We start from the raw sequence: 26,959 nt of genomic DNA, 5'->3' as shown, positions 1-26,959 counted from the left end.
GGCAACGTATTCATCGTTGGCTGCCCAGATCCAGTATAAAGGCTATGGAAGGTAACGCATATGTTGCCGGGGTGAGCTGCCAGAGTCAGTTGAGGTCGGACAAAATCTATTTTTTTTGTCTTTTTTGAAAGAAATTATTGTCATTCCTTTTAGAATTCCCTTTATTTGCACAAATCTCAAATTAAATGGCGAAAAATTTATTGATAGTTGAGTCTCCGGCGAAAGCAAAAACGATAGAAGGATATTTAGGCAAGGATTTTTTGGTGAAATCAAGTTACGGTCACATACGTGACCTGGTGAAAACCGATGATGCGATTAATACAGCAAAGAACTTCGAGCAGAAGTATGAAGTTCCGTCAGACAAAAAAGCTGTGGTAAGCGAATTGAAGAAATTGGCGAAGGCAGCGGAGACCGTTTGGCTTGCATCCGATGAAGACCGGGAGGGAGAGGCTATTTCATGGCATTTATTTGAGACCTTGGGTCTGAAGGAGGAGAGCACCAAGCGTATTGTTTTTCATGAGATTACAAAGCCTGCTATCCTCAGGGCGATTGAGAATCCACGTAAAATAGATTATAATCTTGTCAATGCGCAACAGGCGCGTCGGGTATTGGACCGTCTGGTGGGATTTGAGCTGTCGCCTGTTTTATGGAAAAAAGTAAAACCTTCCTTGTCTGCCGGCCGCGTGCAGTCAGTTGCGGTGAGGTTGATTGTTGACCGCGAGCGTGAAATCAATAAATTTGAGCCGGAAGCGGCTTTTAAGATTGTTGCGTTTTTTCATACCGGAAAAATTAAGGACAGTTTCAAGGCGGAGTTGCCGCAACGCTTTGCCACGGAAGCCGAAGCGACGCAATTTCTGGAAGATTGTAAGGCTGCTTTATTCTCTGTTAAAAATCTGGAGACCAAGCCGTCGAAACGTTCGCCTGCGGCGCCATTTACGACCTCGACATTGCAGCAGGAAGCCAGCAGAAAACTAGGCTTTTCAGTTGCCCGCACCATGCAGGTAGCACAGCGCTTATATGAATCGGGACGTATTACCTATATGCGTACCGACTCGGTCAATTTGAGTGATACAGCTATTGAAGCTGCTGAGAAAGAAATTAAATCTGCTTATGGTAATCAATATCATAAAGTAAGACGATATAAAACAAAGACATCGGGAGCCCAGGAGGCACACGAGGCCATTCGCCCGACTTATTTTTCTGCGCACACTATTGAAGGTGATTCGTCTGAAAAGCGTCTTTATGAACTGATCTGGAAGCGGGCTATTGCTTCGCAGATGAGTGAAGCGGAATTTGAACGCACATTGGCTAAAATTTCGATTTCAACGCGCGCGGAGGATTTAAATGCTGCTGGTGAGGTAATGAAATTCGACGGTTTCCTAAAAGTCTATATGGAATCTGTGGACGATGATCAGGAGAATGCTGTGGACGAAGATAGCGATAATGCTATCCTGCCACCGCTGGTTGTAGGCCAGCAGCTGACATTAAAAAGTATGTCGGCCACGGAGCGATTTACAAGACCGCCAGCACGTTATACAGAAGCCTCGTTAGTGAAAAAACTAGAGGAACTGGGGATTGGACGGCCTTCTACCTACGCGCCTACGATTTCGACGATTCAAAACAGAGGGTATGTGGTTAAGGAAGAGCGCGAAGGGAAGCAACGCGAGTACCGCGTTCTCACTTTAGAAAATGCAGAAGTAAAAGCCGTAACCTGGACGGAAATAACGGGTGCCGAAAAAGGCAAAATGTTTCCAACGGACATTGGTGTTGTTGTAAACGATTTTCTGGTAGAACACTTTAACGGAATTGTTGATTTCCACTTTACCGCCAACGTAGAGAAGGAGTTTGACGACATTGCACATGGCCTGACCGAATGGACAAAGATGCTGCACGATTTTTATGGTCCGTTCCATTCTGAGGTCGAAGATACATTGGAAAATGCCGACCGCGCAAATAATGAACGTGAGCTTGGGATTGATCCAGTTTCTGGGAAACCGGTCTCGGTTCGTATTGGTAAATTTGGACCATTGGTGCAGATCGGTTCGGCAGACGACGAAGAAAAGCCGCGCTTTGCTTCCTTACGGAAGGGACAGATGATTGAGACGATTACCTTTGAAGACGCTATGGAACTGTTTAAGCTTCCCAAGAAAGTAGGTATGTTCGAGGATAAGGAGATGACGGTGGCAGTTGGACGGTTTGGACCCTATATCCGCCATAATTCTGCTTTCTACTCCTTGCCGAAAGGGGTAGAGCCTTTGGACGTCACGGAAGAAGAAGCCATACAGATCATCAAAGACAAGCGCCAGAAAGACATCGAGAAAGTCATCCGTGTGTTTGATGAAAACCCCGAAGCGCAGATTGAGCAAGGGCGTTGGGGACCATTTATCCGTTTTGGTAAGCAGAATCTGAAAATCCCTAAGGGTACCGAAGTAGAAAAGATCACATACGAAGATGTGCTAAAGTGGGCTGAGCAGGATGCGCCTAAGGGTAAGGCAACTAAGACAAAAGCCGCGGAGAAAAAAACGGTTGCGAAAAAAGCGGCGACCAAAAAAGCTCCAGTTAAAAAAACAACAAAGTCTAAATAAAGCATGAAAGCAGATCTGCCGGAGAATATTGTTAAGGATATCCTGATCGCTGTCGTTCTAGAAGGAGAGACAGCAGAGACGAAGAACTGGACCGTATACGTCATCAACGACAAGAATGTCGCTATACAGAATGTGCTAATCAGTTCCAAAGGTTATGGCGATAAGGATGGGCGGCAAGTCACCACCACCACGCTGAGACATTTTATCGGCAATATTGAGGCTAAATCTTTTGACCGGGTGGAAGCGATTGATGAACAGGTATTTGGTCTGACAAATGAATATTGGGTGAGTTTTTATATCGATAACATCATTTACGATAAGAAATATATCTTTTTGCCGGAGAGTATTGTTGAAGGTAATCTGACGAAAGTGCCTTTGGTGAACAAACCGGGTGTCATTATAGGAGGAAACGAATAATGGGCACACGTCATAACTTCATCATTGCCATAGATGGTTTTTCCTCCTGTGGAAAGAGTACGCTGGCGAAGGCCCTGGCCAAAAAACTGAAATTTGCTTTTATTGACAGCGGAGCGATGTATCGGGCAGTTACACTGTATTTTCTAAGACACAACATTGAGCTGAATAATCAAGAAGCTGTCGAAAGCGCACTCCAGAATATACATATCGACTTTGTACCCAATGCTGTCCGGACCGAGATTCATCTCAATGACGAAGATGTCTCTGAAGAGATTAGGCAGATGTATATTTCGGATAAAGTGAGTGAGGTAAGTGCTCTCAAAGCTGTACGCAAGGCCATGGTGGCTCAGCAACAAAAACTTGGCAGCCGGAGAAATATCATCATGGATGGCCGCGACATCGGCACAACTGTCTTTCCGGATGCCGATCTGAAGATTTTTATGACAGCCGATCCAAAAGTCAGGGCTGCGAGACGATACTTGGAGTTAACAGAAAAAGGCGAGGACGTCACTTTGGATGAAGTAGTGGAGAACCTGGCCAACCGCGACCATATTGACAGCACACGGGCGGAAAGCCCTTTGCGTCAGGCAGAAGATGCGATTGTTTTGGACAACTCGAATATGACTCCCCAGCAGCAACTACAATTTGTCGAACAGGAATATGTGAAGGTAAAAGCCCTGCGTGCAGCGCAGGACTGAGCTCTTTAAAAAAATAAAAGAAGGCCGGTTCAACACCGGCCTTCTTCGTTTTTTTTAGTAGATTGACGCTACTTTATGCTGTTGATCTGTTGCTGTTCGAGCAATTTACCAACGTTATTTTTCTCACCGAATTCGGCCGTCTGTTCCTGAAAAGACTCCAGAAGCGCTTTGATAGCGTCCGAATTATCAGCTGTACGCTGATAGATGTCAGGAATTGTCTTTTCGATATTCTTATCACCCAGCTCGATGTTATCCACTTCGATCTTGCCTATTTTTTCCAATACAGCTTGCTGGCTGTTTCTGACATCTTCTAATTCTCTAGCTATTTTTTCCATCAATTGGAATTTCTTCAATTTATCCATATGCAATATCTTTAGTTACACTATAGTTAAGAACAAGGTGCTTTCAAAATTTGTTTTGTTTTTTTGAAATCTTGTTGCTGATAGTGCACTGACTTGTCACTGCAAACGGAAAACGACCTCTGGTGGGGAAGACACTAATTTGTCCTTCCCGGATAGGCTTTCAACCCTTTTTCAAGACAGACCAGCGCCTTTTTCAGATCATCTTGATTAAGCACATAGGCTAGACGTACCTCATTGCGTCCTGCACCAGCAGTACTGTAAAAACCGGTAGCTGGAGCCATCATGACGGTTTCATTGTCATATGAAAACTCCTCCAGCATCCATTGGCAGAATTTGTCCGCATCGTCGATAGGAAGCTTTGCGACAACATAAAATGCGCCACCCGGATTCGGGGAATATACTCCATCTATGGCATTCAGTCCATTTACGAGTGTATTTCGTCTGGCAGTGTATTCACTGGAGACCGCTTCAAAATAGCTGTCAGGTGTGTCTACAGCTGCCTCTCCGGCGATCTGACCTTCCAGCGAGGGACTTAAACGAGCCTGCGCAAATTTCAGCGCCGTTTGATAGAGTTCCTTATTTTTCGTGATCAAACATCCAATCCGCGCACCACATGCTGAATAGCGCTTTGATACCGTGTCAAATATGACAACATTGTTTTCAAGGCCTTCGAGATGCATTGGTGAAATAAATTCCCTTCCATCGTAACAGAACTCACGGTAAGCCTCATCTGAGAATAAATAAAGATCATATTTCAAACAAAGTTCCCGTAGAGCCTCGAGTTCTTCTCTCGAGTATAGGTAGCCTGTCGGATTGTTGGGGTTACAGATGCATATTGCTTTGGTTTTTTCTGTAATGACCTTTTCGAATTCAGCGATAGAAGGCAACGCGAAACCATTTTCAATGTAAGACATGATCGGTTTGATGACAATGTCGGAGGAGCAGGCAAAGCCGTTATAATTTGCGTAAAAAGGCTCAGGAATAATGACTTCCTCGCCTTCGTTGAGGCAAGCCTGCATAGTGATGGTTATCGCTTCTGAGCCACCGTTGGTCACCAGGATATCTGTTGGTTCGATATTGTAATGAAGCTTGTTGTAATATTCTGCTAATTTTTTTCGATAGGACGCTGTTCCTTCAGAAGCTGTATACGCCCATACTTTGAAATCAATATTCTTCAAAGCATTTAGCATAATTTCAGGTGTTTGAATATCCGGTTGTCCGATATTGAGATGATAGATCTTCTTGCCGTCTCTTTTTGCTTGATCAGCATAAGGTGTCAGCTTTCTGATCGGTGATGCAGGCATATTAAGCCCTTTTTCTGATATTACTGGCATTATAGTTTTTTTAAATTAGTTGGTGCAAAGCTAACCAAAATTAAACGAAAAAAGCCACATCGTGATGTGGCTTTTTTCGTTTTTCCCATAGGGATTGTCTTATTCAACAATACCTTTAATGTATAATGTTTTTACTGGCGTTTTGGTATTGGACTGCACGGTAAAACTCTTTGTGAAGGGTGCCTTGGCCGCAGCATTATATGTTACTTTGATGATACCCGTATCTCCCGGTTTGATCGGGGTTTTGGTAAATTCGGCAACTGAACAGCCACATGTGGGCACTACATTCGAAATGATAATGGGCTCACTGCCCGTATTCGTAAATTTAAAATTATAGGATACAGGAGTCCCGGCGGGGATTTTGCCGAAATCATGTGTTTCTTTCTCAAACTTGAATTCCCCTTGGCCTGCCTGCATCGAGGTGAAACCGATAAAGGAAATGATGACTGCTAATATTGCGATATACTTTTTCATGTTTCTAAGATTTTACTTTCTAATTAAAAATAGTACAACAGATATGCCAAATGTAATGTTTCTAATCAATTTATACTATACCTAACAACTTTATTACACTTAGATTATGCCTTCCTTGAGCAGATCCTGAATATGGATGACACCGTCATACTGACCATGGTCTGAGACCAGGAGTTGCGTAATATTGTTTTCCCGCATAATGTGAAGGGCATTTGCTGCGAGTTCTTTCTTGTCAATAATTTTCGGGGACCGTCCCATAATGTCAGCCGCCGTGATACTGGCCAGATCCGTATGCTTTTCGAGCATGCGGCGGATGTCGCCGTCGGTGATGATGCCCTGAATCTGTTCGCCCGCTAAGACGGCCACTGCACCGAGCCGGAAGTGTGTGATGGTAATGATGATATCCCTGACGCTGGCTTCCATCTGCACGCTAGGTTTGCCGTTTTGATCGGAGAGGTCGCCGACTCTAAGATATAGTTTTTTACCCAGTGCGCCGCCCGGATGGTATTTTGCAAAGTCTCTGTCCGTAAAATCACGGCATTCCTGTAAGGCTACTGCCAGCGCATCGCCCATGGCCAGCTGAGCCGTGGTGCTTGAAGTTGGCGCAAGATTGTTGGGGCAGGCTTCTTTTTCGACGGTCGTATTCAGTACATAGTCCGCATTTTTCGCTAGGAATGACCCGGTGTTTCCGACCATTGCAATCAGCACATTTTTGGTCTGTTTCAAAAAGGGGACAAGCACTTTGATTTCAGGAGTGTTGCCACTTTTTGATATCGCAATAATGAGATCATTCTGCTGTATAATGCCCAGGTCGCCATGGATCGCATCTGCGGCATGCATAAAGATCGATGGCGTTCCGGTAGAATTGAGTGTCGCGACAATTTTCTGCGCGATAATAGCGCTTTTTCCTATTCCGGTTACGACAACGCGTCCCCGGAGCTGGAGGATACTGTTGACTATGGTAACAAAATCATCATCAATATATTGGGTCAGAGCAGCTACTGCCTTAGCCTCTTCCTGGATAGCCTGAACAGCTATATTTTTTATTTCGTAGTTGTTTTTCACAAAAAATACTCTTACTTTTATATATTAGAATAGATTGCAAAAATAGATTATTTTTCAGGATTATTTCTTCATTATCTATCTTATTTTTGCCCAAGGCGCAATGGAAATAGAAAAATCACTTTTCGACAATTTACAGGATTTTTTTGGTTTTGATACTTTTAAAGGAGATCAAGAGGCTATAATAACCAGTATTCTTCAGAAGAAAGATACGTTTGTAATCATGCCCACAGGAGGTGGAAAATCAATTTGTTATCAGTTGCCTGCACTCATGAGTGAGGGAACAGCAATTGTCATTTCTCCGCTGATTGCTTTAATGAAAAACCAGGTGGATCAGCTTCGTGCATTCGGTGGCGAAGATAGTATCGCTCATTTTTTGAACTCTTCATTGAATAAGAGCGAAATTACACGTGTTAAGGACGATGTGCTGGCTGGAAAGACCAAGTTGCTCTATGTTGCTCCCGAGTCCCTGGCGAAGCAGGATAATCTGGAGTTTTTGCATCAGATCACAGTGTCTTTTGTAGCGGTGGATGAAGCGCATTGTATTTCAGAATGGGGCCATGATTTTAGACCCGAATACCGTAAGATACGGCAGGTGATCAATGAGGTTGGACAGAATATTCCCATTATCGCATTGACGGCGACGGCCACCCCCAAAGTACAGTCAGACATCCGTAAAAATTTGCAGATGAACGATGCTGTACTGTTTAAATCGTCTTTTAACCGGAGCAATTTATACTATGAGGTGCGTCCGAAAAAGGATGTGGTCAAGGAGATTGTGCGGTTTATTAAATCAAAGACGGGCAAGACGGGGATCGTATATTGCCTGAGCCGCAAAAAAGTAGAAGAAATTAGCGAAGTACTCAACCTAAATGGTATAAAAGCTTTACCTTACCATGCAGGGCTTGACGCCAAAACCAGGGCGGAGACTCAGGACAAATTCCTGATGGAAGATGTGGAAGTGATTGTGGCGACGATTGCTTTCGGTATGGGTATTGATAAACCGGATGTCCGCTATGTCATCCATCACGATATCCCCAAATCCATGGAAGGATATTACCAGGAAACGGGTCGGGCTGGGCGCGACGGGGGTGAAGGGCATTGTCTGGCGTTCTATTCGGAAAAGGACGTGGAAAAGCTCACGAAGTTTATGAAGGACAAGCCTGTAGCCGAACGCGAGATCGGGACACAGATACTAAAAGAAGTCATCGATTATTCCGAATCTGCAGTCTGCCGCCGAAAACAGATTCTTCACTATTTCGGTGAAAATTTTGATGAGCAGGGCTGCAATAATATGTGTGATAACTGCCGTTCGGAGAAAGAGTATTTTGACGCGGAGGAGTCCTTAAAGGATGTTCTGGGCTTTATCAAGGAGCAGGGAGAAAAATTTGATGACCATCATGTCATTAACGTTATGGTCGGTCAGAATAACCAGCCGGTATCTTCATATAAACATGATGAACACCGTTTATTCGGCTCTGGTAAAGATAAAGGCTCGTTATATTGGAAGTCGTTGCTGCGCCAGGCGGTTTTGGACAATTTTATCGAAAAAGATATTGACCACTACGGTCTATTGAAGCTGACAGATATCGGCCGTCGGTACTTGGATAATCCTTATGCGTTGAAGTTTGTGTTAAACCGTCCGATTGACGGAGGAGAGCAGCATAATAGCGAGGAGTCTGGGCCCGGAACGGGAGCGCTGGACTCTACATTATTGGGAATGCTGAAGGATCTGCGCAAGAAAATTGCAAAAAGTAAGTCTTTGCCCCCGTTTGTTATTTTTCAGGATCCTTCTTTGGAGGAAATGTGTATACATTATCCGGTCAGTATCGATGAACTAAAACAGATCCAGGGCGTGGGAAATGGTAAGGCCATCAAATTCGGTGCGCCATTTATCGCTTTGATCAAAGATTACGTCGAGGAAAATGAAATCGACCGGCCTGTGGATCTTGTCATCAAAAGTACAGCGAATAAATCCGCACTGAAAGTTGCGATTATTCAAAATATAGACCGCAAAATCGCGTTGGATGATATCGCTGCGGCCAAGGGAATCACTTATGAAGAAATTCTGAAGGAGATTGAAACCATCGTGAATGCGGGTACGAAAATCAATATCAACTATTTTATTGATGAGATTATTGATGAAGATCGGCAGGATGAAGTTTATGATTATTTTAAGACTGCTGAGACCGACTCAATCAACGATGCACTTAAAGAGCTTGGGGGCGACGACTATACTTATGAAGATCTCCAGCTGATGCGTATCAAATTTTTATCCGAACTGGGCAACTAAATTTTATTGAATATTACTATGATCAACAACTACATTCCTGAAATAAAGAATGGTACCTCGCAGAATTTCTTTTTGATGGCCGGGCCCTGTGCGATTGAAGGAGAAGATATCGCTTTACGGATTGCTGAAAAGATTGTTGCGATTACGGATAAATTAAATATTCCCTATATTTTTAAAGGATCCTACCGCAAAGCTAACCGCTCGCGTTTAGATTCTTTTATGGGAATAGGAGACGAAAAAGCACTCAAAATATTGGAGAAAGTAGGCCGTACTTTTGCTGTGCCAACGGTAACGGATATTCACGAGAGTCATGAGGCCGAAATGGCTGCGGCTTACGTGGATGTGTTGCAGATTCCGGCGTTTTTATGTCGTCAGACAGATCTGTTGGTAGCGGCTGCAAAAACAAATAAAGTCGTGAACGTCAAGAAAGGGCAATTTTTGAGCGCCGGATCAATGAAGTTTGCTGTTGACAAAATTGTGGAATCTGGCAATGATAAGGTACTTTTGACAGACCGGGGCAATACGTTCGGTTACCAGGATCTGATCGTTGATTATCGGGGCATTCCTGAAATGCGTTCGTTTAATGTCCCCACCATTATGGACTGCACCCACTCCCTTCAGCAGCCCAATCAGACTTCCGGTGTGACTGGAGGAAAGCCGGCATTGATCGAAACCATTGCAAAAGCTGCAATTGCTGTCGGAGCCGATGGTCTCTTTATCGAGACACATCCAGATCCGGCGAATGCAAAGTCGGATGGAGCCAATATGCTACATCTCGATCTGTTGGAAGGATTGATGGAGAAACTGGTCCGTATTAGACAAGCAATTTTATAGTATAATAATAAATCGCAATAGAAAGGAGCCAATTTGGCTCCTTTTTTACAAAACCTAAATGAGCTGTATATGTTTTCCAAAATGACTTTTGTGGTCTTGCTTTCGCTGGCGATATCGGTATTGAAAGGCCAGGAAAATTATCGCTGGTTTTCACCACTTGCAGTTAAACAGGTGCAAGGCCGTGTAAACAATCATAAAATATCCGGCTTCCAGCGGCTTCCAGAAGATTTGAAAGAACACGTACGGGGCCCAGTATGGTCATTGGGGCGGAATGCTGCCGGCCTCTATATTGACTTCCAGACCTCGGCCTCAGAGATTGTGGTTAAATATCAAGTTGAAGGCCCGCTCAATATGCCACATATGCCAACGACGGGAGTGAGCGGTTTGGACCTTTATGCCTATGATCCGGTGACCAAAACCTGGAAATGGGCTTACGGTCAGTACAACTTTGCAGATACAGTCACGTATTCCTGGAAAAATATCGGCGCTCATGATAACTTCAAGTACAGGTTATATCTTCCTTTATACAACACAGTTAAATGGCTTGAGATCGGCGTTCCCCATGGCCTGGAGATTCAATATCCTCCGGCCGCTGACAGCAAACCGATCGTAGTGTACGGTACTTCCATCGGGCAAGGGGCATGTGCCAGCCGTCCTGGACTTGCGTGGACAAACCAAGTTGGACGGGCCTTCGACAACGAGGTCATGAATCTTTGTTTTTCGGGTAATGGGCGGCTAGAGCAACCGATTTTAAATCTGATGAATGAAGTCAATGCAGCTTGTTATATCTTGGATTGCATTCCGAACCTGTCGGTTACCACTTCCCGAACGGAGAGGCAGTTGGACTCCTTATTGACGCATGCTGTCACATTTTTGCGAAAGCAGCATCCAAGGACACCCATCATTCTGACACAGCATAGTTCCGGGCATATTCCCGAAGTTTTTAATATGGATAAAAACGAAGAATATCAGCAGAGTAGCCGCGTATTGGTGGCAAGCTTCGAAAAACTGAAGTCATGGGGTGTCGAACAGATTTACCTCATACCGTCTAAAGATCTGAGTTTGGATTTAAATTCGACGGTAGACTATGCACATCCGAACGATCAAGGGATGGAACGCATTGCCCATGGATATATTCACTTGTTAAAGAGTATATTAAAATAGGATAGGGGAAGCTGAACTTCCCCTATGTCCTTTATTTTTTCTTCATTTTCATTTTTGCTTTTTCACCGCCGCCGTAATTGTAGTTTTTTGCATTACTTTCTTTTTTTTGATGGAAAGCACCACCCCGTGACTCGTCGTTTTCAGCTATGGAATTCGTTTTTCTCTTCTTATTATCAGCAGAAGGATTGTAGATGACAAGGTCTTCAGGTAAATCAAGAATATCCATTCGTTTACCGATGACCTGTTCTATTTTTCGGACCATGGGAAGCTCGAGGTCCGTGGAAAAAGTCAGCACCACCGTTTCTGCATTGCTATTATCTTTGACGAGGTACTGCAAGAATTGTTCTTTCTCGTTGGGCAACTCAAACTGGAAAATAAACGGGATATCAGCAAGGTCTACCTCGGGTGAATTTTCCCTGGCGATGATCAGTGCACGGGATGCGTCACTGGCTTTGAAATCCGCTACGCTGTCAAACCCAAAATCATCATAGAAGAGAGGGTTTAATATGGCGATTTCTTCCTCGTTCTGATGAAATAGGCTTTTGGCTAATTTTTGCGCTGTCAATTTTGAATTGACAAAAACCACAACTTTTTGAAACACTTCCTTATCCTCCAGCAGTAGGTTGAGCAAGTTGATCTTTGTCGTAAAATTTGGTACATGGTATAATAGCAGATCCAAGGTGTCTACTGTTTCGTTTTCAAGCTCTTCCACTTCGACCACTGCATAGTTCTCATTCAAATGGTCATCAATCATATCATAAAGCTTTTGATGTTCCACTGTACTAAAAACCAGGTGCTGCACTTTGCCGCAGCTTTCTGCCAGCTCCCGAACAGCGGTCTGCATGCCTTGCTTGATGATTTCTTCGGCATCATCAATAATTAAGGCCTGGATACGATTGAGGTTCAATGCCAGTTTCAGATAAATCGCCCGGGCCCGGTTTGGTGTTGCGACGACGATGTCTTTGCCTTCCACGAGCTCTTCGATCTCATCTTCCATACTTCCGCCGGCACGCAGCCCAATGATACGTAGTTGCTTATTTTTGCTGAGCTGGTAGAATTTTTCAACAATCTCGTCAATGCGCTCTTCGTTGGGTGCCAGGATCAAGAACTTGGGGGCCTCATCGTCCGTAAATTTTAATTTAGTCAAGGTCGATAATACGTAAGTTGTGGTCTTGCCAGCCCCTTCAGGTGCTATGGCGATCACATCCTGTCCACCAAGAATCCTGGAAATGCATCTACTCTGAATCTCTTTCGGAGCCAGATAACCGAGTTCGGTCATGGTAGCAGTTAGTCTCTTGCTTAATTTTAGTTTCTCTAACGACACGTATCCTTTTGATTTATGATTTAAAAAACAAAAGTACAAATTTAGTTCCGAGATCTCTCTGTGTATGTACATTTTTGAGGAAGGGCCTATGCAAATAGGTCGACAGTCACGGGATTCTGTCTATAATAGCAGGCGCGTCAGCAGTCCGTTTGAATGCGTCCTGCCGATCAGCCTAACAATGGTTTTGCCTGCTGTCGACCGGGTTACCTGTCCGCGCTCAATGGTGGTCAGCTTTACATCTCATTGGTAAGGCTGTCTACAATTATAGGATAATCATTGCGAATGCAGGTAAATTTATCTAAGTTTGGCAAATCCACCAGCGATAGCAATTGGCTTTATGGGATATCTTTATGCTGTTTTCAGATCGATAGCTGTATGCGTTGTTTCTCTATGCTGCTGTTGCCTACTTTTTGGACAGGAGCAATTGCAGGAGCTAAAAAAATCATATTATAATCTTCCTTTGGGAAGCAAGGAACGCTTTATTCTCACCGGAAAGTATGCGCAGGCCCTGTATTTCAACAATGAAAAAACACTCGCTAGCCAGCTGCTCAATGACAATATTCAATTGGCAAAAAGCTATCCAGATAAACAGTATTATGCTTATCTCAACTGTATTGCTGCGATGAACAGCTTTAATGATCACGCATTTGAAAAGTCGCGTTTTTATCTTGAGCATGCAAAATCTGTATTGCCGTTCATTCATGACAATGGCACGAGGGGATACGTTCACTACTGTGAAGGCTGGATTATGACCCGGCAAAACAAAGAGGATCAGGCAGTCCCTCAATTTCACAAAGCCCTCTCTTTTTTGGAGAAAGCCGTTCCAACTGAAAGCAACATGGCCCGGAAGCTTGCCATCTATAAAGAGCTGACGGCAATCTATGCGAATCAGCGGAATTACGAGTTTCAGGAAAAATATACTGGTCTTTTGCTGGAGACCGCCAAGGCTGGAAATAACGTTGCCAGCTTGTTTGATGCGTATATGCAGGCAGGGTATTTATTTGAGGAGGAATACCGATCCAATAAGAGTGACCGCAATCTGCTAAGGAAAGCCGAGCAGCATTATCTTGATGCCTACAGTCTGGTTCGAAGTAACCGGAAATCGCTGGTCAATCCAACAGATATTGCTTATGTGTCGGTAAATCTTGCCAATCTATACCACGAATTTTTCCCTGAGGATGATAAAAAAGCTTTAACTTTCGCAGAGCAGGCGCTGGATATTGCCGAGGAGGCAGGGCAGAACGTCATTGCAATCCCCGCTTACGGTATTTTGGCGGACGTTGCATTAAAGAATGGCCAAAGAGACAAAGGGAAGAAGTATCTGCAGCAGGCCCTCTTTATATTGGAAGGCGAGCCGCATTATGATCCCCAGCTCGGTTTAAGTCTTTATAGTAGACTAGCCGAAATCAACGTGGAAGAAGGCCGATATGAAGAAGCCTTTAAATATCAGAAAAAGTATATTAATGTCTTTGAAAAGGCATTCAATTCAGATAAACTGGATAAAACCAAGCAGTTAGAAATCAAGCTCGAACGAGAACTGCAAAACCAGAAACTGATGCGCCTTCGTCTGGAGGGAGAAAAGAAGGAGCAACAGATTAAGCTGATGAAAGCGCTGGCCGATAAGCAAAGCCAGCTGGTTGAGAACTTAAAGCTGAATGAACTCAACCGGACGCAACAGCTTAAGGTGGTACAGCTGGAACGTGACAAAAAAGAGCAGGATCTCCAACTGAGCCGGCTGGAAAACGAACAGCGCATGCAGGAGCTGGATGTGTCAAAAAAGGAAATTGCGTTTAAATCACGCATGAATTCTATTTATATCTGGCTGTTTGTTAGTTGTTTAGTTGCTGTTGTTCTACTGTTTTATGCTTACTGGCAACGATCGCGAACGCTCCGACAGAAAGAACACTTGCATGGTCTCGAGATTGAAAAAAACAATCAGCAAAATGAAATCAAGAATTTGACGGCTATGTTAGCTGGTGAGGAAAAGGAACGTACACGTCTTGCCCGCGATCTGCATGATGGGCTGGGCGGGCTGCTGTCGGGTGCAAAGCTCGGCCTTTCGTCATTGAGTGAAGGTCCATCAGAGGCATCATCGGTCAAAGATGGTATTTCGAAAAGCATAGCCCTCCTCGATAATGCGGTGGATGAGCTGCGCCGTCTGGCCCACAATCTTATGCCCGATCTAATTATTAAATATGGCCTGAAAGAGGCCTTGCAAGACTACGCTGCCCGCATGAGCCATGTTAAATGTCAGGTGGAATGTGAATTTCTGCAGTTTGAGTCGAAGCTGACTGCCGAGCAGGAAATATCTTTATATCGGATTATCCAGGAACTGGTCAACAATGCCCTGAAACACGCTCGTGCTTCAAATATCCTCATACAGCTTTCGTCTTATAATGAGCGTCTCCACCTCACCATCGAAGATGATGGCAGGGGCTTTGATACCAACACCGTCGATCTACAGCATTCCGCTGGTATGCACAATGTACGCTCGAGGCTTTCGTTTCTGCATGGCGACATGAAAATAAGATCGGTCGTAGGAGAAGGCACGACAATAGAGATAGAAATACCCATGGTTTAACATGACAACATAACATGATAAAGATAGCAATCACAGATGACCATCCGCTATTGCTGGAGGGCCTAAAAAACATCATCAATGCCCATGAAGACTACGAAGTTGTGGGTATGTATGCCAATGCAGCCGATCTATTTAATCATATAGAGTCTGACCATCCACTGGTCTTATTGTTGGACATCAACCTTCCGGATGCCAATGGAATAGATCTGGTTAAGGGCCTGAAAGAGAACTACAAGGATCTAAAAATTGTGGCATTCAGCGTGCATAATGAGCTGGCCGTGATCAATAGCATTCTCAATGAGGGGGCTGACGCTTATCTGCAGAAAAATGCGCATGGTTATGAGATCATCGCTGCTATAACTCAAGTGCTGCTCGGTAATCGATATATCTGTGAGAAGACGCAGGCAATTTTAAACAAAAAAACAGATACAGGCCTTAAACAGGTGCCCAAGCTGACGCGGCGGGAGAAAGAGATTCTGTCATACGTCGCTAAAGGGTTGACCACAAATCAGATTGCAGATGCATTGTTTATCAGTTCGCATACTGTTGAAAGCCATAGGAAAAATCTAATGGAAAAGTTTCAGACCAAAAGTGTGACTGCCGCGGTAAAATCAGCCATCGAATACGGACTGATCCGTGAATCTTGAGCAGAGGGGTGAATTAGCTGAAATCAGGGAGGAGAAAAGCCCTGGACAATTGATACTTTTGATACAGCGATTGTAACAAAGTATCCATATATGTTTAGTTTAACGCATTTATCTATTGGTAAGCAGTTATTGCCTTTATACATCGGGCTCATATTGTCTGTATGTTGTCCTATAAGTACGCTGAGTGCACAGAGTATAGCGCATCGGATACCTCGGAAAGCATATACGGTGACACTGGTGAATCTTGCTGAGTTTTCTGCACATACCGAGGCCTCTACCTTGAATAACTTGCTTGATAAGCTAGGTTTTTTTGGTCAGTTTGCAGATCGTACAGCTGTTGTGCCGAAGAATTTCTTCGATACAGCGATGGACGCCACAGGGGTTGTTCTGTATTACAGGGTGCATAAAGACAGCCTTGCTTATAGCGAGCTGATCATTCCTGTCAGGGACACGGCGCTTTTTAAAAAACTGTGGAGGATAAAGGGCACCCCTTATCCTGCTATGAACGGATATAGTCGGTTTAAGACGGCAGGTGGACGCCTTTTTGCATGGAATGATAAGGAATTGCGGATCTTAACAGGAGAAGTCGGGCATACCTACTTTTACAATGATTCCGTAGCGGCGAGATACGGTATTGATAACAGCGAGTACGCCATACCTGTGGTGTCAGCCCCGGTAGCCGATATGAATTCTGTATTGAAGGATTCGACAGAAGTAAGCTGGGAAGCGACAGATTTCGGTGAGGCTGCGCAGGGCACGACACATACTGAAGGGTTATCCGATAAGGCGTATGGAACAGTGAGCGACAGTACAAGCTCGTACGCAGATCATACGGACTACGACTCGCTATCTACCGCTTTCGAGCAAAGCAATAGGCGCAATGATTCAATCAAACATGTATTACTGGACAAATGGTTACTCCAGGAGCAGGAGCTTTTGCTGAGCGGCAAGTACGATGGAATGGATGGGCGGCAGCAAAAGGCACTGTTCGACAAGCTGGGCCTGGCCCGGCTGTGGTACTCCAGAGTTAGTGATGTGTATGCCGAACTGCAACCACTTCATTCGCTGACCGACGCCTATTTACATACAAGCCGTTTCTCCGTGGAAGATGAATATCATGATCTCTTTGTTGATGCCCATCTGAAGCAAAATAAGATCAAACTCAGCGCCCGCATAAGCATGAGTCCAGAACTTTCGCAACTGTCGAAGAAGCTATATGCCAGAAAACCGAACCCAAAATTTGCGAAGTATCTGACAACTGAAACCGCGGGCTATTTGAACGTCAACCTCAATACAGCGGCTTATTTAAAAGAAATGCCCACCTTCATTAGTAAAAATCTGAGGCGATACTTTGAGCCGGAGAATGAACTTCTGCCGCTGCTTGCGCTTGGATTTGGAATAGTGGTCGATGAGGAAGCGGTCGCCCGCATTATGCCGGGGGACCATATGGTGATCATGAACGGCATGATCAACCTGAGACTGGACTACATTGACTACGAGTACGATGATGATCTCAATCTCAAGGAAATTAAGAAAACAAAAGCGGAGACGGTGCCCTCATTTGTATGGATGTTTACGTCAGAAGATCAAAGAGTGATCAAGAAAACCCTTGATTTTGCTGTATCTGAGTCCAAGGCGAGTATAACATCAGGTCTTTACCAACTGCCGCGTGGCGGGGGCAGGGATTTTCCCATATATCTGCTCTTTAAAGATAATTTGGTCATGATCAGCAATGACAGTACACAACTCCATAAAATTAAGCATCGAGGTGCTTATACAGCCAAAACCAACAAAACCTTTGTCAGGCTCATGAAAAGTAACAAACTATCCGCGGCTTTTCAGATCCCGCGGCTACCGAAAATGGTTAGAGATCTCCATATCGTGATCGATGACAAGTGGCGCAACACATTGGCAGAATTAAGTAATTATGGTAAATTTACGCTGTATTCCAAGGGTATCGTAAGCGACAGCTTAGTGGGGGAGTTGGAAATTGAACTGCCGAAAACGGTGGAAAACGGGCTTCAGTTTGTGCTCAGTCAGTTACTGGACGGGATAGCAGCAGATACAGCAAACAAAGTTGACAAGCACATCGATGAAAATGAAAATGATTAAAAAAGGAACTATTTGGCTTTTAGGAATTGTTATGCTGTTTGTTATCACCGGATGGGGGATTTATGTCATTCGTCAACAGCAATCCTATAAATCCCTTGTCCACAAAAAGAGCAAAGCACTGCTGACAATTTCCCTCGATGACATTTTATTGAGCCAATTGTTTGATCGATGGCAGACTGCTCCGAAGGCAGGGCAGGACTACGCCAAAAAACTGCGTGAACTGAAGAATAATGGTATTGATATCAAAGCGAATGTATTTTTGTTTTCGCTGGAAGATACCGCCCGAAATTTTTACGCATTTTTTGATCTGAACGATAAAAAGCAGTTTTTGAGTTTTCTGAAAGACGGACTGGCAATTGACTCTATCCAACAGGACATTGCTCCGGGAATAAGCTACGCTTATCAGGAAAGACATAAGATAGCTTTTATGTGGCGTGGCAAGGAGCTCTTGGTAGGGCTGGGTTTCGATCTGGATCAGAAGCGGACCGAAATGTTGCAGCTGATTCAGTCCAAGGATGAGCAGATCTCCATTGAGAACTTTATTAGCCGCCCCAGCACATTGACGCGTAAATCCATGCGCTATAGTGATATGTCGACACAGAACTTTATTGAGTTTGATTTGAAGGGTGGGCGTATGGAGATCTTCGGCGAGTTTACTTCGAAGCACTGGAACTTTCCAAAAACCTATACAGTGCGGAAGCTGGCGGCTAAGGACTATATTGGCAGAGGATGGATCAATTTTCCTGATGGCCGCCTAAAAAGACGAATAAAACATATTCTACGTGATTTGCCCATTTCAGCAGACTCCATTATGGCGCACACAACGGGTGAGTATATGGATATGGAAATACTGAACAGTCGGGTTGTGCAGGTAGATACCATCGTCAGCTATGCCGTCGATGATAATTTTGAGACCGTAGAAGAGAAGACACGCTACGAACATCAAGTACCAGACTTGAGGTTTGGCTTCAGGGGAGACAAAGAGTTGCACAAATATTTGCCGGCCAAACTTTTTTACCAGTGGTTTCAAAAGCAGGAAGGGTCGTTTAACATACTTTCCACTGCGTCAACAGCTGAAGGTCTCCAGACGGGTTATGGGGAGAGTGATGAACTGTTGCATGTGGACATTCAACTCGAAGATTGGCCGGATGCGCTGAAAGTGCCATCGGTTCTCTCGTTAAAGGCTGTCGCAGCCAATATCAACGTAAGTTTAAAAGTAACAGGGCCAGAGCGGCTTGTCCTGCAGGCTTCCATTCAGGATTACTCCAATTAAATCACTGACCACGGTCTCCTGCTTAGTTTTACGTTATATTCCAAAACTTTCTTTACCGAAAAGCGGTTTATTCTACACAAGCATCAGATTGATTATGAATATAAACACGAGAAGCGAAAGCAAGCTAAACACCTATTGGCAGATATTAAAAAATACGGGAGCTGGATTTCTGAATGAGGACTCGATGAAATATAGTGCTTCGTTATCTTACTATACCGTTTTTTCGATAGGTCCAATATTGGTTTTGATTATTGCATTGGCCGGAATATTCTATGGAGAAGATGCCATCGAAGGTAAGGTGTTCACAGAGTTACGTGGTCTGGTCGGCAATGGAGCAGCAAACCAGATCCAGGAAGTAATTCAGAATCTGGAGCTGTCCGGTAAGTCTTCCATGGCGTTGATCATCAGCAGCGTCACCCTGATCCTTGGTGCGACCACGGTCTTTGGGGACATCCAGAATTCGATCAATAAAATCTGGCATGTGCGGGCAAAGCCCAAAAAAGGCTGGTTAAAACTTATTCAGGACAGGCTGTTATCATCTTCGTTGGTCATTGGACTAGGCTTTCTGCTTGTCGTCACGCTGATCATCAATGGAGTGATACTGGCACTGACCAGCCAGTTACAGCGGTATTTTCCAGATATGGCAGTCATGCTGGTGGATGCGGTTAACTTTGCGCTTTCTTTTGGTATTATCTTTTTGCTCTTCAGTGTTATATTCAAGGTGCTTCCTGATGTCAATATACAGTGGCGGACTGTGCGTGCGGGCGCATTGTTTACCTCCATATTGTTTGTTCTGGGCCGCTACCTGATCGGGATTTACCTTGAGCATTCGGCCACACAGGATACATACGGCGCAGCGGGATCCTTTGTATTAATTCTACTCTGGGTATATTACACGGCTGCAATTTTGTATTTCGGTGCGATCTATACAAGAGAATATGCAACGGTCATGGGTATCCCCATTGAGCCCTCGCAATTTGCAGTACACGTAGAGACGCAGGAGATAGAGCGTGATGTAGCCGAGATACCGCCGGCACCCCTCAGTCCCGAGGAAAATACCAGCACTGCCGACAATCGATAGGCTGTTGAACGTGCACTAATAGGTGGTTTACTGGCCCTCTTCTGTATCCTCAACATTCATTTCCCGGTATAACTTCCGGCCGATCATTCCCTTGTCGCCCAAAGCACGTCCTTTGACCAGCCAGGAAGTGCCAAAGAAGAAAAGAGCAATGGCCTCGAAGACCAGTGTGGCACGATCAAAGAGTTTAAACGGAATCAAAACGATACAAAGCAGTATACCATAGCCACAGATCCGGTAAATATTATTTTCGTTAAATACACTGACCGGAATTTCTGTATTTCGTTCTTGACCTATTGTAAACACGTTGATCGAAAGTAGGGCAAAAATAAGAAACAGGACTGCTGCGAAGCCATAATGAAGTCCCTTTAAACCATATGTAATCAAGGTGCACTGTGTGCAGCTATGGCCTATCGGGTCGGTGGGTATAAATGCGATGCCAATCGCCATGCAGCCGGCCAGGTTGGTCAACAGGTTGTCGTTTTTCCAGATGACAGCGTTGCCGTTTCCTTTATAGCAGATAAGGAAAAGTCCCACAGCGCATAAAGTTCCGGTAAATATCTCCCTCAGGTTAGTGAAATAGTAATGGCTGATGGAGGGTTGAATAGCGGTATCGAAAACTCTGAAAAAAGACAGGAAAACCAGAATTATCGGAAGAAAAATACCCAGATAGCCAATAGCCCTGCGCAGCCTTCTGTAGGCAAAAAGGTTATGGTTCTGTATTTTCTTTATTCTCATATGTTACGTTCTATTCATTTTTCAAATAAAGTATTTTTTCGGCACCAGAAAAATCTTCTGGATATGGAATGAGAAGTGCAGGTTACTTTCCGATACAGAATTTTGAAAAAATATTGTCCAGTAAATCGTCTGTCGACACACTGCCCGTGATCTCACCGAGATGATACAATGCCTGTCTGATATCCATGGCCAGAAAGTCCGAAGTGACGGGATTATCAATTCCGAATAATACGCGTTCCAGAGAGTCGGAGGTCTTTTGTAGCGCCTCAACATGCCGGATGTTGGTCACCATAACATCATCGGTATTCAGATTGCCTAGTTGCACCCGGTTGATGAGTTCCTCTTTCAGTTCTTCAACGCCGATCTGTTTTCTCGCCGAAATATAAAGTGGCGCAAGTGCCTCATAGCTTGCTTTTTGTTTTTCAGTGAGCAGATCACATTTGTTGATGATGGTAATAAACGGTATCTGAAGCTCATGGACTTCGGCCAGCTGAGACTGCACGTCTTCGATAGTATCCTGTATGGGGTCGAAAAGATAGATAATCAGCCGCGCCTGCTTCATTTTTTCACGTGTGCGTTCGACGCCTTTAGCTTCGATGATATCCGCGGTCTCACGAATACCGGCAGTATCTATAAAGCGGAAGGTCACGCCGTGGATATTCATTTCATCTTCGATGGTATCACGGGTGGTACCAGCGATATCGGAGACAATTGCTCGTTCCTCATTTAAAAAGGCGTTGAGCAGGGTGGACTTGCCTACATTCGGTTTTCCGGCAATCACTACCGGCACACCATTCTTCAGTACGTTGCCTTGCTCAAAAGACTGGATTAACTTTTGAACGATCACCTGGATCCTGGTAATAAGATTCTTAAGCTGTTCTCTGTTAGCAAACTCGACATCTTCTTCGGAGAAGTCCAGTTCAAGTTCGATCAGTGAGGCGAAATGTATTAAATCCTCCCGAAGAGACTTGAGCTGGCCGGAGAAACCACCACGCATCTGCTGCATGGCTACCTGATGGGACGCTGCCGAATTGGAGGCAATCAAATCTGCAACGGCTTCTGCCTGGGAGAGGTCCATACCACCATTGAGGAATGCCCTAAGCGTAAATTCGCCCGGACGTGCCGCGCGTGCTCCCTTTTTGATCAGCAAACTGATGACGCGCTCAATAATATATTTGGAATTATGTGTGGATATTTCGACCGAGTTTTCCCTTGTATATGAGTTGGGGGCAACAAACAGGGAAACCAACACCTCGTCAATGATTTCATCGCCATCACGTATGGTGCCAAAATGAATGGTATGCGAAGGCTGTGCCGACAGATCTTTGCCCTTGAAAATGTCATTTGTGATCGTAATCGCCTGTTGGCCTGATACCCGGATAACTGCAATGGCGCCATTCGCGCCGGTGGATGTTGCTAATGCGACAATTGTATCTTCAGTGATATAACCTGTATTGGACATGTTGCAAAGATACGTTAAATTGGCCGGAATGGAAGTACAAATCACAGAACGGACAAAATTACGTTCAGTGATTAAACCTTTAGCAAGATCTTGGGGTCATACCTATAGAAACGCTTTTAAAAGCAAAAAAGAAAGAATAACAACGGAGTTCAAATTTAAAATACTGTGGCTATGAAAAAGATGATATACTTTGCATTGGCAATCGGGGGATTAACCCTCGCCGCTCCCAAAGACTCGGCCGCTCAGCATCGCGGGCACGAAAAGGAATGGAAACACGATAAAGAATACCGGAAGTATGAGGAAAAAAGAGACAAGGAATATCGGAAGTATTGGGAGAAACGTGAAAAGGAAGACCGTAAATACCACAAAAAGATAGCTAAGTATTACGAGAAAAGACACCGTCATGGCCCACCTGCATGGGCGAGAGCACATCGCTATGATAGCCGTCACCATGTATATTTCCGTGATTATAAGACATTTTATGATCCCTATCGTAATGGTTATGTCTATTTAAGAAATGGCAGTTGGAATTTTTCGGCCAGTATCCCTTCCTTTATGCTGAATGTCAATCTAGGGGCAGCCAACATCCGTATCGTGAAAGATGTGCCGATTAGCAGACATCCCGAAGATTTTTACAACGATTACCGTTGGGATTAATACATATACTTTATCTTGTTGTTTGAAGAAAAGCCTCAATCTTTTAAGTAAGATGAGGCTTTTTATCTGTTTTACTCTTCTTCGAAAGCTACCCTGTCGACTTTCAGTGATTTTATGCGGGCCAGGGACTCAATGCGAATGCCGGACAGTGCCCTTAGCCGCCGGCCACCCTCCTGAAAAGATTTTTCGATGATGAAACCCATACCCGATAAAGCGGCTCCCGATTGACTGATCAAGTCCATTATGCCAAAAGCGGCATTGCCATTCGCCAGAAAGTCATCGATAAAGAGTACCTTGTCATCTGCTTTAAGAAACTCTTTGCTCACACAGATATCGTATGTTCTGTTTTTTGTAAAAGAATGAACTGCACTGATGTACATGTCGCCCATGGTTTTTGGCTTTGCTTTTTTTACAAATACAACTGGTAGCTCGAGCAGGTAGCCCAGCATGATTGCCGGTGCTATGCCACTAGCTTCTATCGTGATGATCTTGTTGACCGGAAGATCTGCAAAGCGGCGGACAAACTCTACGGCAATAGATTTCATTAAGACCGGATCCATCTGGTGGTTAATAAAGCTGTCGACCTTCAGTATGCCTCCAGCGAGACTCTTGCCATCGTTCAAGATCCTATCCTTTAATAATTTCATATGATTTAATATAAATTGCTACTCTTCTTCCATTTGGTAGATGTGGTTGAACTCCGCCTGATGATGCTCAAGGATTACCTTACGTTTCATTTTCAGAGTCGGCGTGAGTTCGCCGTTTTCAATGGTGAATTCATCTTTTAGGATAACCGGCTTTTTTATCTGTTCCCAATTGCCAAAATGCTGATTTGCCCGACGGACTTCCTGATTGACCTTTTTGACGACCATCGGGCTTTCCAGAAACTCCTGCCTGCTCATAGTCGCAAGTTCCGGCGCATCTTGTTTCGCCCAGTCCAATAGATGTGCATAGTTCGGGACGATAAAGGCTGACGCAAACTTCATCCCGTCACCGATCACCATGGCCTGCTCGATAAATTTGGATTCCACAAGCTTCGTTTCGATCGGCTGCGGAATTACGTATTTACCACCCGATATTTTAAACATTTCCTTTTTGCGGTCGATGATTTTTAGAAATTTTTCGTCTTCCCATTTGCCGATATCGCCCGTGTGGAGCCAGCCGTCCACGATTGTTTTATCGGTTTCCGCCTGATTTTTATAATAGCCCATCATCACATTGGGACCCTTTACCAGTATTTCGCCATCTTCAGCAAGTTTGATTGCCACAAAGCGGACGGGGAGGCCCACGGTGCCCACGCGGATGCCCTTTAGGTAATGGTTTACCGAAATGAGCGGGGATGCCTCCGTCATACCGTAACCTTCATACAACGGGATACCTGCCGCTAAAAATGCACGGGTCAGCTTGTTGTGCAAAGAGGCTGAGCCGGAGGCCACCGTCTGCAGCTTTCCCCCCAGCGCTTCATACCACTTGTTGAGCACAAGCTGTTTGGCCAATTTGAGTTTCATATTGTAGGCGAAACTCCTTTTGGCCGGATTGGGATCATATTCTTCGGCGACAGCGACAGCCCAATCAAATATTTTTCTTTTAAGCCCCGTAAACTCGTGGCCGGTTTTCATGATTTTCTCATAGACCTTTTCAAGAATACGGGGAACGACCGTCATGATATGAGGCTGTACTTCTTTGAGGTTGTCACCGATTTTATCAAATGATTCGGCGATATGGATTGTGAAGCCCAGATACATGTACGTATAGAGCACCATTCGTTCATACGCATGGCAGGGGGGAAGAAAGGTAAGTCCCCGGTCATAGGCCTTACAGGGTGTGATTTCTGCGGCCCCCAGCACATTGGCGAAAATATTACTATGGGAGAGCATTACACCCTTTGGCTTGCCCGTGGTACCCGACGTATAAATCAGGGTGGCCAGATCATCGGGCTGGATCTGGTCGCGCAGCTCCGTTAATTTATCTTCAGGACATCGGCTACCCAGATCAATGAGTTCGTTCCAGCTTCGCAAGGAGTCCTGTTCGGCGATGCAAAATATATATTTTAATGTATAGATTGATTCTGTAAGGTTCATCAGTCTGTCATAAAGCCCCTTGTTGCTGACAATACAGACTCTGATCTCGGCATCGTTGAAAATATATTGGTAATCGGCGTCGGTGATGTTGGGATAGATGGCCACGACCACAGCCCCGATCTGCTGAATGGCAAAATCTATCAGATGCCATTCGATGCTGCTGCCAGCGATGAGGCCGACTTTTTCGTCTGGTTTAACACCTAGTTCGATCAGGCCTTTGGACAGTTTATCCACTTTTTCAAGAAAATCTGCTGTTTTTATATAAATCCACTTGCCGTCCACTTTGTGGGCAAACATGTCAAGGTTAGGGTATTTGCTGACCTGTCGGCGTGCGAGATCAAATAATCTAAGTTTTTCTTCCATTTCAAATGTATATTCTTTTGTCCCATGGGAACCCCTTCCCCTATGAACTTTGTTTTAGCGGAAAAGTTTGCAAACTTAAATAATTGTTTCAATAATAAGGAATGATTTTCCATTTAGCTTCTACGAAGGAATGGATACAGTAGGGTGCTGAGCAGGGACACCGGGAGGATTGGCAAGTCCCATTACATGAAAAAAGCCAGCCTTTATCGACGGCTAGCTTTTCTTCTTTGTTTTTCTTTGATCAACAGTCCGAGTTCACGGCCCGTTGCTCCGGCGACGGAGGTATTTTCCTGTGCTCTTCTGAACAAGTAAGGCATGACTGCTTTTACAGGGCCATAGGGCATGTACTTCGCGACGTTGTAGCCATGAGCAGCCAAATTGAAGCTCAGGTTATCAGACATTCCCAGGAGCTGAGCAAAGTAGATCCGGTCGGTGGATCGGTCGATGCCACGTCTGTCAATTTCTTTGGCCAATAGCATACTGCTGTCCTCGTTGTGTGTACCGGCCATCAAACCGAAATTGTCCAGATGGTCCAAAATAAAAGCTATGGCTTCGTTGTAGTCACGGTCTGACGCTCCTTTGTTGGGTTGGATAGGGTCTGCATACCCTTTCTGGGCGGCACGTGCTCGTTCGATCTCCATATAGGCGCCGCGTACAATTTTGGCACCCATGTGAAAACCTCTAACTTTGGCATATTCAAAATCCGCTTTCAGCGAAGCCAGTTTGTCACTGCGGTACAATTGATAGGTGTTGTATACAATCGGTTTTTCCACATTGTACTTTTCCATCATCTCCCGCGCGATATCATCGATGGCATCCTGTATCCAGGAATGTTCGGCGTCGATCAGTACTTTGACACCAGCATCGTAACAGGCTCTGCAAATGCGGTCAGTACGGTCGAGCATACGCTGATATTCGGCTTGCTCGGCTTCATTCAGCGTCTCTTTTGCGTTGACTTTTTCAAATAGCTCAAAACGTCCGAGTCCCGTAGGCTTAAAGACCGAAAACGGAATATATTTATTTTTGCTGGCAGCCACTACCGTGCGGAGGACCTCGTTGCAGCAAGCATCAAAGGCACTTTCGGTCTCTTCCCCTTCGACAGAATAATCGAGTATTGTGCCGACGCCATTCTCACCCAATTCGTTGATGGCGGCTTCGCAACCCTCAATTGTTTCTCCGCCACAAAAATGCTTGAATATTGTATTGCGGATGATACCCTGGATCGGCAATCCGATATTCAGGGCAAAGTTGGTCATTGATGGACCTACTTTTGTCAGAAAGTTATTCGCAATTATTTTGAATAACCAATACGCTCTTTCCAGATCCTTATCGCTTTTGCTTTTAAAAGCGATCTCTGTATTATCAAAGGACAATGTTCTGGGCTCGGAATTCTCAATCATAATCTTTATTTGCAATAAGG

General features: G+C 44.6%; 22 protein-coding genes. 12 read left to right on the top strand and 10 right to left on the bottom strand.

Annotation, left to right across the window (positions count from 1 at the left end):
• Positions 1–185 precede the first annotated feature (185 nt).
• Genes topA through cmk form a run of 3 tightly spaced genes read left to right on the top strand, consistent with a single transcriptional unit; the run spans position 186 to position 3,700 of the window.
• Positions 186–2,585, top strand: a complete 2,400-nt coding sequence (topA, locus tag FGL37_RS22670; protein WP_028068227.1) for a type I DNA topoisomerase — start codon at positions 186–188, stop codon at positions 2,583–2,585.
• Between the two features lie 3 nt (positions 2,586–2,588).
• Complete coding sequence (locus tag FGL37_RS22665; protein ID WP_028068226.1) at positions 2,589–3,002, top strand: hypothetical protein; 414 nt, start codon at positions 2,589–2,591, stop codon at positions 3,000–3,002.
• Positions 3,002–3,700 (top strand): (d)CMP kinase, encoded by a 699-nt coding sequence (gene cmk, locus FGL37_RS22660; protein ID WP_028068225.1) that lies wholly within the window; start codon positions 3,002–3,004, stop codon positions 3,698–3,700. Before FGL37_RS22665 ends, cmk begins: the two co-directional genes overlap by 1 nt.
• Before the next feature lie 68 nt (positions 3,701–3,768).
• On the opposite strand, the gene FGL37_RS22655 is transcribed toward cmk, so the two are convergent.
• The 4 genes from FGL37_RS22655 to FGL37_RS22640 form a co-directional block, all read right to left on the bottom strand.
• Positions 3,769–4,062, bottom strand: coding sequence for a hypothetical protein (locus FGL37_RS22655; protein ID WP_028068224.1), 294 nt, complete (start codon positions 4,060–4,062; stop codon positions 3,769–3,771).
• 134 nt (positions 4,063–4,196) lie between these two features.
• Positions 4,197–5,396: a pyridoxal phosphate-dependent aminotransferase gene (locus FGL37_RS22650; RefSeq protein ID WP_028068223.1), complete on the bottom strand. Its 1,200-nt coding sequence runs from the start codon at positions 5,394–5,396 to the stop codon at positions 4,197–4,199.
• A 99-nt stretch (positions 5,397–5,495) separates the two neighbouring features.
• Positions 5,496–5,870, bottom strand: coding sequence for a DUF1573 domain-containing protein (locus tag FGL37_RS22645; protein ID WP_028068222.1), 375 nt, complete (start codon positions 5,868–5,870; stop codon positions 5,496–5,498).
• A 99-nt stretch (positions 5,871–5,969) separates the two neighbouring features.
• Complete coding sequence (locus tag FGL37_RS22640; RefSeq protein WP_028068221.1) at positions 5,970–6,935, bottom strand: KpsF/GutQ family sugar-phosphate isomerase; 966 nt, start codon at positions 6,933–6,935, stop codon at positions 5,970–5,972.
• A gap of 100 nt (positions 6,936–7,035) precedes the next feature.
• Between FGL37_RS22640 and recQ the strand changes: the two genes are divergently transcribed.
• From recQ to FGL37_RS22625, 3 genes are all read left to right on the top strand, one after another.
• A complete protein-coding gene (gene recQ, locus FGL37_RS22635; protein WP_028068220.1) occupies positions 7,036–9,225 on the top strand; it encodes a DNA helicase RecQ in 2,190 nt (729 codons plus the stop codon).
• 18 nt (positions 9,226–9,243) lie between these two features.
• Positions 9,244–10,059, top strand: coding sequence for a 3-deoxy-8-phosphooctulonate synthase (gene kdsA / locus FGL37_RS22630; protein WP_028068219.1), 816 nt, complete (start codon positions 9,244–9,246; stop codon positions 10,057–10,059).
• Positions 10,060–10,128: 69 nt separating this feature from the next.
• Positions 10,129–11,223 carry an SGNH/GDSL hydrolase family protein gene (locus FGL37_RS22625; protein ID WP_037532062.1) on the top strand — a complete coding sequence of 365 codons (1,095 nt, stop codon included), beginning with the start codon at positions 10,129–10,131 and terminating at the stop codon, positions 11,221–11,223.
• A 31-nt stretch (positions 11,224–11,254) separates the two neighbouring features.
• On the opposite strand, the gene FGL37_RS22620 is transcribed toward FGL37_RS22625, so the two are convergent.
• A complete protein-coding gene (locus FGL37_RS22620; RefSeq protein ID WP_028068218.1) occupies positions 11,255–12,547 on the bottom strand; it encodes a DEAD/DEAH box helicase in 1,293 nt (430 codons plus the stop codon).
• A gap of 304 nt (positions 12,548–12,851) precedes the next feature.
• Between FGL37_RS22620 and FGL37_RS22615 the strand changes: the two genes are divergently transcribed.
• From FGL37_RS22615 to FGL37_RS22595, 5 genes are all read left to right on the top strand, one after another.
• A complete protein-coding gene (locus tag FGL37_RS22615; RefSeq protein ID WP_138097046.1) occupies positions 12,852–15,128 on the top strand; it encodes an ATP-binding protein in 2,277 nt (758 codons plus the stop codon).
• Between the two features lie 14 nt (positions 15,129–15,142).
• Positions 15,143–15,775, top strand: a complete 633-nt coding sequence (locus FGL37_RS22610) for a response regulator (RefSeq protein WP_028068216.1) — start codon at positions 15,143–15,145, stop codon at positions 15,773–15,775.
• A 90-nt stretch (positions 15,776–15,865) separates the two neighbouring features.
• Entirely contained in the window at positions 15,866–17,887 is a 2,022-nt protein-coding gene (locus FGL37_RS22605) for a hypothetical protein (RefSeq protein WP_028068215.1), read from the top strand.
• Positions 17,874–19,160, top strand: coding sequence for a hypothetical protein (locus FGL37_RS22600; protein ID WP_138097044.1), 1,287 nt, complete (start codon positions 17,874–17,876; stop codon positions 19,158–19,160). The genes FGL37_RS22605 and FGL37_RS22600 overlap by 14 nt, the downstream gene beginning before the upstream one ends.
• Before the next feature lie 94 nt (positions 19,161–19,254).
• Positions 19,255–20,241 carry a YihY/virulence factor BrkB family protein gene (locus FGL37_RS22595; protein WP_028068213.1) on the top strand — a complete coding sequence of 329 codons (987 nt, stop codon included), beginning with the start codon at positions 19,255–19,257 and terminating at the stop codon, positions 20,239–20,241.
• Between the two features lie 27 nt (positions 20,242–20,268).
• Here FGL37_RS22595 and FGL37_RS22590 read toward each other — a convergent pair whose 3' ends face one another.
• Together FGL37_RS22590 and mnmE are read right to left on the bottom strand one after the other, a co-directional pair.
• Complete coding sequence (locus tag FGL37_RS22590; protein ID WP_138097042.1) at positions 20,269–20,976, bottom strand: hypothetical protein; 708 nt, start codon at positions 20,974–20,976, stop codon at positions 20,269–20,271.
• A gap of 82 nt (positions 20,977–21,058) precedes the next feature.
• A complete protein-coding gene (gene mnmE / locus FGL37_RS22585) occupies positions 21,059–22,438 on the bottom strand; it encodes a tRNA uridine-5-carboxymethylaminomethyl(34) synthesis GTPase MnmE (RefSeq protein ID WP_028068210.1) in 1,380 nt (459 codons plus the stop codon).
• Between the two features lie 171 nt (positions 22,439–22,609).
• Here mnmE and FGL37_RS22580 point away from each other — a divergent pair, with 171 nt between their 5' ends.
• Positions 22,610–23,095: a hypothetical protein gene (locus FGL37_RS22580; RefSeq protein WP_028068209.1), complete on the top strand. Its 486-nt coding sequence runs from the start codon at positions 22,610–22,612 to the stop codon at positions 23,093–23,095.
• A 71-nt stretch (positions 23,096–23,166) separates the two neighbouring features.
• Here FGL37_RS22580 and xpt read toward each other — a convergent pair whose 3' ends face one another.
• The 3 genes from xpt to FGL37_RS22565 all read right to left on the bottom strand — a co-directional run bounded on the left by xpt (position 23,167) and on the right by FGL37_RS22565 (position 26,939).
• The gene (gene xpt, locus FGL37_RS22575) at positions 23,167–23,742 is read right to left on the bottom strand and encodes a xanthine phosphoribosyltransferase (protein WP_028068208.1); all 576 of its coding nucleotides are present in this window, start codon (positions 23,740–23,742) and stop codon (positions 23,167–23,169) included.
• A gap of 18 nt (positions 23,743–23,760) precedes the next feature.
• On the bottom strand, positions 23,761–25,539 hold the full coding sequence (locus tag FGL37_RS22570; protein WP_028068207.1) for an AMP-dependent synthetase/ligase: 1,779 nt from the start codon (positions 25,537–25,539) through the stop codon (positions 23,761–23,763).
• 203 nt (positions 25,540–25,742) lie between these two features.
• Positions 25,743–26,939: a proline dehydrogenase family protein gene (locus FGL37_RS22565; protein WP_028068206.1), complete on the bottom strand. Its 1,197-nt coding sequence runs from the start codon at positions 26,937–26,939 to the stop codon at positions 25,743–25,745.
• Positions 26,940–26,959 lie beyond the last annotated feature (20 nt).

This window comes from Sphingobacterium thalpophilum (assembly GCF_901482695.1).
Lineage (GTDB): Bacteria > Bacteroidota > Bacteroidia > Sphingobacteriales > Sphingobacteriaceae > Sphingobacterium > Sphingobacterium thalpophilum.
Note: the sequence above shows the minus strand (reverse complement) of the source record. Positions and strands in the feature narration are given on the sequence as shown.

Bases quoted from the DNA above. Each gene is read 5' to 3' on its own strand.
- topA (WP_028068227.1), top strand. From the start codon at position 186: ATGGCGAAAAATTTATTGATAGTTGAGTCTCCGGCGAAAGCAAAAACG.
- FGL37_RS22665 (WP_028068226.1), top strand. From the start codon at position 2,589: ATGAAAGCAGATCTGCCGGAGAATATTGTTAAGGATATCCTGATCGCT.
- cmk (WP_028068225.1), top strand. From the start codon at position 3,002: ATGGGCACACGTCATAACTTCATCATTGCCATAGATGGTTTTTCCTCC.
- FGL37_RS22655 (WP_028068224.1), bottom strand. From the start codon at position 4,062: ATGGATAAATTGAAGAAATTCCAATTGATGGAAAAAATAGCTAGAGAA.
- FGL37_RS22650 (WP_028068223.1), bottom strand. From the start codon at position 5,396: ATGCCAGTAATATCAGAAAAAGGGCTTAATATGCCTGCATCACCGATC.
- FGL37_RS22645 (WP_028068222.1), bottom strand. From the start codon at position 5,870: ATGAAAAAGTATATCGCAATATTAGCAGTCATCATTTCCTTTATCGGT.
- recQ (WP_028068220.1), top strand. From the start codon at position 7,036: ATGGAAATAGAAAAATCACTTTTCGACAATTTACAGGATTTTTTTGGT.
- kdsA (WP_028068219.1), top strand. From the start codon at position 9,244: ATGATCAACAACTACATTCCTGAAATAAAGAATGGTACCTCGCAGAAT.
- FGL37_RS22625 (WP_037532062.1), top strand. From the start codon at position 10,129: ATGTTTTCCAAAATGACTTTTGTGGTCTTGCTTTCGCTGGCGATATCG.
- FGL37_RS22610 (WP_028068216.1), top strand. From the start codon at position 15,143: ATGATAAAGATAGCAATCACAGATGACCATCCGCTATTGCTGGAGGGC.
- FGL37_RS22605 (WP_028068215.1), top strand. From the start codon at position 15,866: ATGTTTAGTTTAACGCATTTATCTATTGGTAAGCAGTTATTGCCTTTA.
- FGL37_RS22600 (WP_138097044.1), top strand. From the start codon at position 17,874: ATGAAAATGATTAAAAAAGGAACTATTTGGCTTTTAGGAATTGTTATG.
- FGL37_RS22595 (WP_028068213.1), top strand. From the start codon at position 19,255: ATGAATATAAACACGAGAAGCGAAAGCAAGCTAAACACCTATTGGCAG.
- FGL37_RS22590 (WP_138097042.1), bottom strand. From the start codon at position 20,976: ATGAGAATAAAGAAAATACAGAACCATAACCTTTTTGCCTACAGAAGG.
- mnmE (WP_028068210.1), bottom strand. From the start codon at position 22,438: ATGTCCAATACAGGTTATATCACTGAAGATACAATTGTCGCATTAGCA.
- FGL37_RS22580 (WP_028068209.1), top strand. From the start codon at position 22,610: ATGAAAAAGATGATATACTTTGCATTGGCAATCGGGGGATTAACCCTC.
- xpt (WP_028068208.1), bottom strand. From the start codon at position 23,742: ATGAAATTATTAAAGGATAGGATCTTGAACGATGGCAAGAGTCTCGCT.
- FGL37_RS22570 (WP_028068207.1), bottom strand. From the start codon at position 25,539: ATGGAAGAAAAACTTAGATTATTTGATCTCGCACGCCGACAGGTCAGC.
- FGL37_RS22565 (WP_028068206.1), bottom strand. From the start codon at position 26,939: ATGATTGAGAATTCCGAGCCCAGAACATTGTCCTTTGATAATACAGAG.